Origin of the sequence: Sphingomonas sp. SRS2, from assembly GCF_000971055.1 — a bacterium.
GTDB lineage: Bacteria > Pseudomonadota > Alphaproteobacteria > Sphingomonadales > Sphingomonadaceae > Rhizorhabdus.
Window position 1 is genome coordinate 1 of sequence record NZ_LARW01000130.1, and the last position, 11,549, is coordinate 11,549.

An 11,549-nucleotide genomic window follows, 5' to 3' on the forward strand; every position below is an offset into this window, starting at 1 on the left:
CGACCCGTCCGTTCCAGCTGGTGACCGGCCGCAACTGGCGCGGCACCGCGTTCGGCGGAGCCAAGGGCCGCACCGACGTGCCGAAGATCGTCGACATGTACATGACCGGCAAGATCGAGATCGACCCAATGATCACCCATGTCATGGGCCTCGAAGAGATCAACAAGGGCTTCGACCTGATGCACGCCGGCGAGAGCATCCGCAGCGTCGTGCTGTTCTGAAGCTTTTGATCAGGAGAGAAGATATGAGCGCATTCACCCATATCGTGCTTGGAACCAATGATATCGACAAGGCCCGGACCTTTTACGACAATGCGCTCGCGCCCTTGGGCATGAAGCGGATGTTGGATTTCGATCACGCTTCGATGTGGGGCGGCGATCAGCCGGCGTTGATGATCACCAGACCGGCCAATGGCGAGCCGGCCACCTTCGCCAATGGCGGCACGGTCGGTCTTGCCGCGTCCAGCCGCAAGTCGGTCGATGAGTTCCACGCCGCGGGGCTGGGCAATGGCGGAACCTGCGACGGCAAGCCGGGCAAGCGCGCCTTCCACCCCGACGCCTATGGCGCCTATCTTCGCGATCCCGAAGGCAATAAAATCTGCGCCTATAGCTATGTGCCGGATTAAGGCAGCGCGATGACCATCGAGACGATCAGCACCAATCGTTCATTCGGTGGCGTGCAGGGTGTGTACAAGCACGCCTCTGCCGCCACCGGCACCGGCATGACGTTCAGCATCTATGTGCCGCCGCATGCCCCCGGGCAGAAGCTGCCGGTGGTCTGGTATCTGTCGGGGCTGACCTGCACTCATGCCAATGTCACCGAGAAGGGCGACTATCGCCGCGCCTGCGCCGAGCTCGGCCTGATCTTCGTCGCGCCCGATAGCTCGCCGCGCGGCGAGGGCGTCGCCGACGACGCCGAAGGCGCCTATGATTTCGGCCTCGGCGCGGGCTTCTATGTCGATGCGACCGAGGAGCCGTTCGCGAAGCATTACAAGATGTGGAGCTATGTCACCGAAGAGCTGCCCGCGCTGGTCGCGGAGCATTTCCCGGCGGACATGGCGCGTCAGTCGATCCTCGGCCATTCGATGGGCGGGCATGGCGCGCTGACGATCGGGCTGACCTATCCAGACCGCTACCGCGCGGTCTCGGCTTTCGCGCCCATCGTCGCGCCGGGGCAGGTGCCCTGGGGACATAAGGCGCTCGGCGGCTATCTCGGTCCCGACCGGACGGCCTGGCGCAAGCATGACGCGGTCGCGCTGATCGAGGATGGCGCGCGCGTGAAGGAGCTGCTCGTCGACCAGGGCGAGGCCGACGGCTTCCTCGCCGAACAGCTGAAACCCAGCCTGCTCGCCGCCGCCTGCGCCGATGCCCGGATCGCTCTCACCCTGCGCATCCAGCCCGGCTACGACCACAGCTATTATTTCATCTCCACCTTCATGGAGGACCATCTCCGCTGGCATGCCGAAAGGCTGGGCTAGGCGTCTTCGTCACACCGCCAGCCGCGTCGTCAGCTTCACTTCCTCCAGCACCGCATAGGTCCGCGTCTCTCGGACCCCGGGCATCGCGGTCAGGATGTCGCCGAGGAAGCTGCGATAGGCCGCCATGTCCGATACGCGGACCTTCAGCAGATAATCGAAGCCGCCCGCCACCATATGGCATTCGAGGACCTGCGGCACGCGCCGGACATGCTCCGAAAAGGCGGTGAAGACGTCGTCGGTGGTGCGATCGAGCAGCACCTCGATAAAGATCATCAGCGCCTGGTTCAGCTTTTCCGGATCGAGCAGCGCGGTATAGCCGGTGATTACCCCGCGCTCGCGCAGCCGCTTCACCCGGTCGAAGCAGGCGGCCGGCGACAGGCCGCAATTCTGGGCGAGCGCCTGATTGGTGATTCGGCCATCTTCCTGCAGCGCGCGCAGCAGGCGGCGATCGGTTTCGTCGATCGGAACATATTTCGGATCAGCGGGCATAAATCGTAAATCTCTTCGGTATCTGTGCTCATAATATGAAGCACATTCGCTTTGATCCGCAATATCATGTGATTCAATCGGCAAACAGCTGCCGATCGCGGAGAGTGTGATGGCAAGCGTGATATCGAACTGGGACATGATCGACGCCGGCAAATATGCCGACGAGGGCGAGGTCGTCCGGGGCCTGCTCGAGCGCCAGCCGCTGAGCGACAAGGATCGCGCCGACGTCGTCGCCGAGGCGAGCGCGCTGGTCGAAGCCGCGCGCGGCGCGACCAGGAAGCAGGGCGTGGTCGAGAGCTTCCTCCAGCAATTCTCGCTCGGCACGCGTGAGGGGTTGGCGCTGATGTGCCTCGCCGAGGCGCTGCTGCGCACCCCCGATGCCGACACTCGCGACCGGCTGATCGCCGAGAAGATCGGATCGGCCGACTGGGCTAGCCATCTCGGCCAGTCCGACAGCCTGTTCGTCAACGCATCGACCTGGGGGCTGATGCTGACCGGCAAGCTGATCGACGTCGACGACGAGGCGAAGCACGACCTGGGCGGCTTCCTCAAGCGCGTCACCGCGCGGGTCGGCGAACCGGTGATCCGGCAGGCGGTATCCGCCGCGGTCAAGATGATGGGTGAGCAGTTCGTGCTCGGCCGCACCATCGGCGATGCCCTGAAGCGCGCGAAGCGAGAAGATTATCTCTGCTCGTTCGACATGCTGGGCGAAGGCGCACGCACCGCCGCCGATGCCGCGCGCTACGAAAAGATCTACGCCGATGCGATCGGGGCGGTCGGCAAGGCGTCGAACGGCGCGGGGCCAGAGCTGGGCCATGGCGTTTCGGTCAAACTGTCGGCGCTGTGCCCACGCTATGAGGCGGTGCAGGAAGCCCGCGTCTGGGACGAGCTCTACCCGCGCGTGAAGCGGCTCGCGCTGATCGCCGCCAAATACGACCTCAACTTCGCGATCGATGCCGAGGAGGCCGACCGGCTGGTGATCTCGCTCAAGATGATCGAACGGCTGGTGAGCGAGCCCGAACTGGGTAGCTGGCAGGGGCTCGGCGTCGTCGTTCAGGCGTATCAGAAGCGTGGCCTCGCGGTGATCTGGGCTCTGCGCAAGCTCGCCGAGAGCAGCGGGCGGCGGATCATGGTCCGGCTCGTCAAGGGCGCCTATTGGGATAGCGAGATCAAGAAGGCGCAGGTCGCGGGCCGTCCCGACTATCCGGTGTTCACCACCAAGGCCGCTACCGACCTGTCCTATCTGGTCTGCGCCAAGGCGCTGGTCGATGCGTCGCCCGCGCTCTATCCGCAATTCGCCAGCCATAATGCCCATACCCTCGCGGCTGTGCGCGGCATGGCCGATGGTGCGGGCGCGACGATCGAACATCAGCGGCTCCATGGCATGGGCGAGGCGCTCTATGCCGCCGCCGACAAGCGCTATGGCGGCCTGCGTCTGCGCGCCTATGCGCCGGTCGGCGGACATGAGGAGCTGCTGCCTTATCTGGTCCGCCGCCTGCTCGAAAATGGCGCGAACACCAGCTTCGTCCACGCCCTGCTCGACGAGCGGGTGCCCGCCGATCTGGTGGTCGCCGACCCCGTGGCCGTGGTTGCGGCGCATCCTGAGCGACATGCCCGGATCGCTTTGCCGGCCGACATCTATGGTACGCGGAAAAATCCGCTGGGCCGCGACTATTCCCTGATTGAGGAGCGTATCGACATGGCGAAGTCCGTCACCCTGGTTGCCGGCGAGCGCGAGACCGCCGGCGCGATCGTCGAGGGACGGCTGATCCCCGGACCCGCCCAGCCGGTGACGAGCCCCGCGGACCGTAGCCGCGTGATCGGCCATGCCGCCGACGCTACCCCTGCCGATGTCGACCGGGCGATCGCGGCGGCGCGCAAGGCGCAACCGCACTGGAACGCGATCGGCGGCGCTGGCCGCGCGCCCATCCTTCGCGCGATGGCCGACACCCTCGAAAGCCAGACCGATGCACTGATCGCGCTGCTCTCGCTCGAAGCCGGCAAGACGCTGAACGACGGCGTCGCCGAGGTGCGCGAAGCGGTTGATTTCTGCCGCTATTATGCCGATCTGGCCGAACGGCAGTTCGGCGCGCCGACGATATTGCCTGGCCCGGTGGGCGAGGTGAACCAGCTCGAACTGGCGGGCCGGGGCGTCTTCGCCTGCATCAGCCCGTGGAACTTCCCGCTCGCCATCTTCACCGGACAGATCGCCGCCGCGCTGGCGGCGGGCAATGCGGTGGTCGCCAAGCCCGCTGAGCAGACCCCGCTGATCGCGGCGCGCGCAGTACGGCTGTTCCACGCGGCGGGGCTCGATCCGGGGCTGCTGGCGCTTCTGCCCGGCGACGGCGCGACCGTGGGCGGGGCGATCGTCAACCACGACGGAATCGATGGCGTCGCCTTCACCGGCGGCACCGACACCGCCTGGGCGATCAACCGCCAGCTGGCCGCGCGCAACGGGCCGATCATCCCCTTCATCGCGGAGACCGGGGGCCTCAACGGCATGTTCGTCGACACCACTGCACTGAAGGAGCAGGTCGTCGACGATGTGATCATGTCGGCCTTCGGCTCGGCGGGGCAGCGCTGCTCGGCGCTCCGCCTGCTGTTTCTCCCCAAGGAGAGCGCCGACGAGACGATCGACACGCTGAAGGGCGCGATGGACGCGCTGGTGATCGGCGAGCCGAGCGACCCGGCGACGGATGTCGGCCCGGTGATCGACGCCGATGCAAAGGCCGCACTCGCGGCGCACAAGCTGCGGCTGGAACGCGAGGCGACGATATTGCACGGCTGCACTGCGCCCGACGGCGGCGATTTCTTCGCGCCGCTGATGGCCGAAATCCCATCGGCCGATTTCCTCGAACGGGAGGTATTCGGGCCGATCCTTCATGTCGTGCGCTATGATCCGGCCGATCTGGCGAAGGTGGCCGGCGGCCTCGCCGCGCGGCGCTATGGGCTGACGCTGGGTATCCACAGCCGTATCGAGCGCTTCGCGCAGGAGATCCGTGCGCTGGTCCCCGCCGGCAATGTCTATGTGAACCGGTCGATCATCGGCGCGGTGGTCGGGGTTCAGCCGTTCGGCGGCGAGGGTCTGTCAGGCACCGGCCCCAAGGCGGGCGGGCCGCACGCCCTGTTGCGCTACGCCACCGAGCGGGCGGTGTCGGTCAACATCACCGCGCAGGGGGGCGATCCGGCCTTGCTCAACCTCTGATGCGCCGTCGGTTCGCGCGGCGTTGCGCATCGCGAAGATGAGGAGCCGGCCGAGCAGGCCGCATTGGCAGGCGCCGATGTTTCGCATGAACGTCCCTACTATCCTTGCTGCTCCCCCTATTGCATGAGTGCGTGACGGCCTCATGACAGCGGCGAAGGTGGAAATGGACCAGCGATGCTGATGGTGGCGGCCGGCGGGTTGCTGGGGGCGATCCTCGGCAGCTTCATCGCGACGTTGGCGGTCCGCTGGCCCGAAGGTCGTTCGGTGATTCAGGGCCGATCGGCCTGCGACGGATGCGGCGCCGCGCTTTCCCCAATGCGGTTGGTGCCGATCGTCAGCTATGTGGCGCGACGCGGCCGTGCGGCCTGTTGTGGTGCGCCGATCGATCGCCTCCATCCGCTGACCGAGGTCATGGCCGCGATGATCGGCGCGCTCAGCTTCGCCGCCGCTGCCGATCCCATCCAGGCGCTGACCGGTGCGATCTTCGGCTGGCTATTGCTCGCGATGGCGCTGCTCGATGCCAGGCACTTCTGGCTTCCCAACCGTCTGACAATCGCCTTGGCGCTTGCCGGGGTGGCTGCGGCTGCGGCGGGGATGCCGCCCGGCCCGGCCGACCGCCTGATTGGCGGCGCGGCGGCTTTCCTGTTGTTCGCGGGCATCCGCTACGGCTATCGCCTGCTGCGCCATCGCGACGGGATGGGAGGGGGCGACGTCAAGCTATTCGGGGCTATCGGGCTCTGGCTGGGTTGGCGGATGCTACCGATCGTGCTGCTTGGCGCGGCGCTGGCGGGCCTGTTATGGAGCTTGATCCAGCTTGCCCGCGGCAAGCGGCTGACCGGCGCGTCGAGCGTGCCGTTCGGCTCCTGCCTCGCGGTGGCGGCGTGGGGCGGCTGGTTGGCCGCTACCGTCGTGGTCTGGTGATCGGAAGGAACGAGAACTGAAACGCCTGCTCGCATTGTTGCTCGCGCCGCTCCTCCTGGCGGCCGGCCGTTCGGACGACACCGATTTCGCGCTGACGGCGTTGCGTGCGGAGGATGCGCGCATTGCGACGGTCGCTTACCGGATCGCGGTCGCCAATCGCGATCTCTGCCCGCTTAAATCCCCCTGGTTCGGGGCCGTCGTCCACGAATTGCGCCAATATGCGCCGCGCTATCGCCCTGCGGTCACGCGCGTTTTCGATCTGGGGCCCGGACCGGCGCTGGCGGCGGTGGTTCCTGGCGGAGCCGCCGACCGCGCGGGCGCGCAGGTTGGCGATCGCATCACCGCGATCAACGGCATCCGGGTCGACGCCACGCCGCCCGGCAAGGGCGAGAAAGCCAATTATAGCGGCGTCGAACGCGTGCTGGCCCGGCTTGCGAATGCAAGCCGGGTAGGGCCGGTGGCGGTCACCGTCGAGCGTGCCGGCACACCGGTCACCTATGATCTCGTACCCGACCGGGGGTGCCGGTCGCAGGTGCAGCTCGAAACCTCCGATACTCTCAACGCAGGGGCGGACGGCACGATGATATCGATCGGTCTCGAAGCCGCCGCTGCGGCGCAGAACGACGATGAACTGGCGATCTCGATCGCCCATGAGATGGCACATAATATCCTCGCCCATCGCGACCGCCTCGACCGCGCCGGTGTCGAGCGCGATGCCAAGGTACGCAACCCGCAAGATGCGCTCGAAATCCGCAAGACCGAGGATGAGGCCGATCTGCTCGGCCTCTATCTGGTGGCACAGGCAGGTTATGATATCGACGTCGCCCCGCCCTATTGGGAGCGGCTGAGCGGCGCCGGCGACGCGACCCACGCCGGCGGCACGGAACGCCGCGCGATGACGCAGCGGATCGTTGACGAGATCAAGGCCAGCCGCGCGCGGGGCGAACCGCTGACACCGCCGATCGCGATCCCGCAGCCCTAAGGCTTATCATCCTCGGGACTTCGACGGAAATGGACCGGATACAACTTGCACGCAAGCCCCGGCTCGCGCGAGAACGCGCGAGAATCAGGGGGCACACATGTCTATACGGGGAATGGCGGCGTGTTTTGCGCTGGCGCTAATGGCGCCCGCGGCCGCGGCGGAAACGGATCTGGCGGCGGCGTTCGGCGCGCGGGAACAATTGCAGGATGTCAGCCTGTCGCCAGACGGCGCGCGACTGGCCTATATCGTTCCGACCAAGGGCCAAGGCTCGGCGCTGCTGACGATTACGCCGGGCAAAGACGCGAATCCCTCGGTGGCGCTCGTGGTCGGTGGCGATCCGGAACGGCTGGGGGGGTGTAACTGGATTTCCAACGACCGGTTGGTGTGCGCTCTTTGGGGCGTGACCCCCAACACCAGCGAATCGGCGGCCTTTCATCCGCGACTGAGCTTCTCACGCATCGTTGCGATCGACGCCAACGGCGGAAATCCGAAAATGTTGAGCAAGTCGAGCAATCAGTTTTCCCGCGGTTATAATCGATATGGCGGCGAAGTGATCGACTGGCTGCCAGAGGAAGACGGCATAGTGCTGATGACGCGCAACCAGCTGGCCGACGATCGGCTTGGGACGCGGCTGGGGGCCGCCAAGCCGGGTATCGTGGTCGATAAGATCAACACGCGAACCATGGCGACATCGAAGATCGAAAGCCCACGGGAAAATGTCGTCGATTATATCAGCGACCGGCATGGCGCGGTTCGCGTAATGGGCGTCGAACAAATCGATCGGCATATCAGCAGCGGTACTACGCGCTATTATTACCGCGTCGCCGGCAGTCGCGAATGGCAGCCGCTCAGCGACTATAATTCGGTAAACAGGACCGGGTTCTGGCCGCAGGCCATCGATTATGAGCGCAACGCCGTTTACGGTTTCCGCAAGAAAGACGGATTGATGGCCGTTTTTCGCGTCTCGCTCGACGGATCGAAGAAAGAGGAGCTGGTCTTCTCGCACCCGCAGGTCGACGTCGACGAACTGATACACATCGGCCGTCGTCACCGCGTCGTGGGCGTATCCTACGCAACCGATATCCGGGAAGCGAAGCTGTTCGACGCGGACCTCGCCAAGCTGACCGCGTCACTCAGCAGGGCGCTGCCGGATCAGCCGCTCGTCCGCGTGGTCGATTCGAGCGCCGACGAGAAGAAGCTGCTGATCTGGGCGGGTAGCGACAAGGATCCCGGCATCTATTACATCCTTGACCGCGCGACGCGGGAAATGGCTATTTTCCAGCCGGTTCGGCCGCAACTCGAAGGTGTGAAGCTCGCCAAGGTCCAGCCCGTGACCTATGCCGCCGCCGATGGAACGGTTGTGCCGGCCTATCTGACCCTTCCGGCCGAAGGCAGCGGAAAGAATCTCCCAGCGATCGTGATGCCGCATGGCGGGCCCGGTGCGCGTGACGAATGGGGCTTCGATTGGCTGTCGCAATATTACGCGGCCCGGGGCTACGCCGTCCTGCAACCCAATTTTCGCGGATCTTCCGGCTATGGCGATGACTGGTTCCAGATCAACGGCTTCCAGTCATGGCGAGTGGCGATCGGCGATGTCACAGATGCGGGACGCTGGCTGATCAAGCAGGGCATCGCCAACCCGGCAAAGCTGGCGATCGTGGGATGGTCCTACGGCGGCTATGCGGCGTTGCAATCGGCTGTAGTCGATCCCGGCTTGTTCAAGGCGGTGGTGGCCATCGCGCCGGTGACCGACCTGCCGGCGCTCAAGGAAAAAGCCCGCTGGTATACCAATTACGAGTTGACGAAGGACTTCATCGGCTCGGGGCCTCAGACCATCGAAGGCTCGCCCGCGCGTAACGCAGGGCGGATCAAATCCCCGGTCTTCCTCGTGCATGGCACCTATGACGAGAATGTCGACATCGAGCAGTCGAAGCTGATGGACAGCAAGCTGCGCGAAGCGGGCGTGCCGCACGAACTGATCGTCTTCGACGAGCGCGACCATTATCTCGACGATGGCGAAGCGCGTGCGAAGCTCCTCCGGGATAGCGACGCCTTCCTGCGTAAATCGATGGGAATGTAACCCGCGCGGGGCTTGGCGCGGATCAGAAGGGCGCTATCATCATCTATCCGTGCGGCGGGCTGACGATTTTTTCGTGGCCGCGATGTCGGGTCGCGGCGCGCCCGTTCGTCGTCGCTTCGTAACCAACGGAGAAACCGATGCTGTACGCGATCCTCTGCTATGATTCCGAAGAGGTGGTCGGCGCCTGGAGCAAGGATGCCGAGGCAGCGGTTATGGAGCGTCTCGGCGCGGTCCAGGACAAGCTGGCGAAGCAGGGCCGGCTCGGCCCCGTCGCGCGGCTGATGCCCACGACCGCCGCGACTACCGTTCGCAAGGGTGCGGAGCCGCTGGTGCTCGATGGTCCGTTCGCAGAGACGAAGGAACAGCTGCTTGGCTTCTATGTGGTCGATTGCGACAGCCTCGACGATGCAATTGCGGTGGCGACGGACCTTGGCCGCGCGAGCGGTTCGGCCGGCGCGCACGAGGTGCGGCCGTTGATGGTCTATCGGCCAGGTGATGCCCAGGCGATTTCGAGCGCGAGGGCGACATCGGGCAGCCCGGAAATCGCGAGAATCGAATAAGCCGCATGACCGATCTCGCCTGGATCGACGCGGCGCTGGCTTCGGCCCGGCCCCGTGCGGTCGCGGCGCTGCTCCGCTATTTTCGCGACATGGATATGGCCGAGGAGGCCTATCAGGAGGCATGCCTGCGCGCGCTGGCGAAGTGGCCGGAGCAGGGGCCGCCGCGTGATCCCGCCGCTTGGCTGATCCTGGTTGGACGTAACAGCGGAATCGATACGCTGCGCCGGTCGAGCCGCGAAATCGAATTGCCGTCTGACGATCGGCTGTCCGATCTCGGCGACGCGGAGGATTCGCTCGCCGACCGGCTCGACGAGGGACAGTATCGCGACGACATATTGCGGCTGCTGTTCGTCTGCTGCCATCCCGATCTGCCCGCGACTGCGGCAATCGCGCTGGCACTGCGGATCGTGTCGGGCCTCACCGTTCCTCAGATCGCGCGCGCCTTCCTGGTCGGCGAGAAGGCGATGGAGCAGCGTATCACCCGCGCCAAGGCGCGCATCGCCGATAGCGGCGTGCCGTTCGGGACGCCGGGGGCGATCGAGCGCGCCGAGCGGCTCGGGGCGGTCGCGGCGATGGTCTATCTTATCTTCAATGAAGGCTATTCGGCGAGCGGTTCGGAAGCCGGCGCGCGCGAACCTCTGTGCCGGGAGGCGATCCGGCTGGGCCGGTTGCTGGTTCGCCTGTTCCCCGCCGAACCCGAGATCACCGGGCTGGTCGCGCTGATGCTGCTTCAGCATGCGCGCAGCGCGGCGCGGCTCGACGGCGATGGACAGGTCGTCCTGCTTGACGATCAGAATTGTGGACTCTGGGACGGCGCAATGATCGCCGAGGGTCTGGCGCTGCTCGACAAGGCGATGCGCCATCGCAAGCCGGGGCAATATCAGGTCCAGGCCGCGATTGCCGCGCTGCACGCCAGGGCAACGACAGCGGCCGAGACCGATTGGGCGCAGATCGAGCGGCTCTATGCGACGCTCGAACGGTTGCAGCCGTCGCCGGTGGTCACGCTCAACCGCGCGGTCGCGCTATCGAAATTGTCCGGCCCCGAGGCCGCGCTGGCGCTGCTCGCACCGCTTGGCGACCGGCTCGACAGCTATTTCTATTATCATGGCGCGCGGGGCGCCTTCCTCGATCAGCTTGGCCGCGCCGACGAGGCGCGCGTGGCGTTCGGCCGGGCGATCGGGCTGGCGGGATCGGCCGCCGAGGCCGCCTATATCCGGCAGCAGCTCGATCGGCTGTCCGCGCCGAAATAATCGATGTCCACTGTAGGAATGGCGGACATCGCCTCGTCGTAACAGGCCAGTGAAGGAGACAGGACATGCATGAGCTGAAGCTTACCCGCCTGATCGATGCGCCGCGCGAAAAGCTGTTTCGGTGCTGGACCGATCCCGAGTTGATCCCACGATGGTTCTGCCCACCGCCCTGGGGCGTCTCGCATGTCGAGAATGACGTCCGCGCCGGGGGATCCAGCCTGATCGTGATGAAGGGTCCCGATGGCGAGGAGATGCCCAATCCCGGCGTCTATCTGGAAGTGATTCCAAACGCGAAACTGGTGTTCACCGATGCCTATACCAAGGCGTGGGAGCCATCCGAGAAGCCTTTCATGACCGGCATCCTCACCTTCGAGGATGAGGGCGGCAAGACCCGCTATACTGCCCGGCTGTTGCACTGGACCGCCGAAGACAAGGCCCGGCATGAAGCGATGGGCTTCGAGCAGGGCTGGGGAATCGCGACCGATCAGCTCGAGGCGCTTGCGAAGCGAATTTGACGTTTTGCTAAGGATAGGGTGACGGCCCCGCGTCTAGCATGAGCGATCGGAAAGTTGGGGGTGGGGCAGC

10 protein-coding genes and 1 pseudogene are annotated in these 11,549 nt (G+C 65.6%); 10 read left to right on the top strand and 1 reads right to left on the bottom strand.

All coding sequences use genetic code 11. The features are described 5' to 3' along the window. The 3 genes and pseudogenes from WP12_RS20450 to fghA all read left to right on the top strand — a co-directional run. Window positions 1-221: pseudogene (locus tag WP12_RS20450) on the top strand (S-(hydroxymethyl)glutathione dehydrogenase); the annotation flags it as partial. A 23-nt stretch (window positions 222-244) separates the two neighbouring features. Then, window positions 245-625 carry a VOC family protein gene (locus WP12_RS20455; RefSeq protein WP_046195524.1) on the top strand — a complete coding sequence of 127 codons (381 nt, stop codon included), beginning with the start codon at window positions 245-247 and terminating at the stop codon, window positions 623-625. 15 nt (window positions 626-640) lie between these two features. Next, entirely contained in the window at window positions 641-1,477 is an 837-nt protein-coding gene (gene fghA, locus WP12_RS20460) for an S-formylglutathione hydrolase (RefSeq protein WP_046195532.1), read from the top strand. A gap of 9 nt (window positions 1,478-1,486) precedes the next feature. Here the strand turns inward: fghA and WP12_RS20465 are convergent, their stop codons facing one another. Then, complete coding sequence (locus WP12_RS20465) at window positions 1,487-1,966, bottom strand: Lrp/AsnC ligand binding domain-containing protein (protein WP_046195525.1); 480 nt, start codon at window positions 1,964-1,966, stop codon at window positions 1,487-1,489. A 109-nt stretch (window positions 1,967-2,075) separates the two neighbouring features. On the opposite strand from WP12_RS20465, the gene putA reads away from it, so the two are divergent. From putA to WP12_RS20500, 7 genes are all read left to right on the top strand, one after another. Further along, window positions 2,076-5,171 carry a bifunctional proline dehydrogenase/L-glutamate gamma-semialdehyde dehydrogenase PutA gene (gene putA, locus WP12_RS20470; RefSeq protein WP_084691263.1) on the top strand — a complete coding sequence of 1,032 codons (3,096 nt, stop codon included), beginning with the start codon at window positions 2,076-2,078 and terminating at the stop codon, window positions 5,169-5,171. A gap of 174 nt (window positions 5,172-5,345) precedes the next feature. Beyond that, window positions 5,346-6,092 (top strand): prepilin peptidase, encoded by a 747-nt coding sequence (locus WP12_RS20475; RefSeq protein ID WP_046195526.1) that lies wholly within the window; start codon window positions 5,346-5,348, stop codon window positions 6,090-6,092. A 37-nt stretch (window positions 6,093-6,129) separates the two neighbouring features. Next, window positions 6,130-7,074 carry a M48 family metallopeptidase gene (locus WP12_RS20480; RefSeq protein WP_152664103.1) on the top strand — a complete coding sequence of 315 codons (945 nt, stop codon included), beginning with the start codon at window positions 6,130-6,132 and terminating at the stop codon, window positions 7,072-7,074. Between the two features lie 97 nt (window positions 7,075-7,171). Further along, entirely contained in the window at window positions 7,172-9,154 is a 1,983-nt protein-coding gene (locus WP12_RS20485; protein WP_046195528.1) for an alpha/beta hydrolase family protein, read from the top strand. A 137-nt stretch (window positions 9,155-9,291) separates the two neighbouring features. Beyond that, window positions 9,292-9,714 (top strand): YciI family protein, encoded by a 423-nt coding sequence (locus WP12_RS20490; RefSeq protein ID WP_046195529.1) that lies wholly within the window; start codon window positions 9,292-9,294, stop codon window positions 9,712-9,714. Between the two features lie 5 nt (window positions 9,715-9,719). Next, window positions 9,720-10,964 carry an RNA polymerase sigma factor gene (locus tag WP12_RS20495; protein ID WP_046195530.1) on the top strand — a complete coding sequence of 415 codons (1,245 nt, stop codon included), beginning with the start codon at window positions 9,720-9,722 and terminating at the stop codon, window positions 10,962-10,964. A 65-nt stretch (window positions 10,965-11,029) separates the two neighbouring features. Continuing rightward, on the top strand, window positions 11,030-11,479 hold the full coding sequence (locus tag WP12_RS20500; protein ID WP_046195531.1) for an SRPBCC family protein: 450 nt from the start codon (window positions 11,030-11,032) through the stop codon (window positions 11,477-11,479). Window positions 11,480-11,549: the final 70 nt, after the last annotated feature.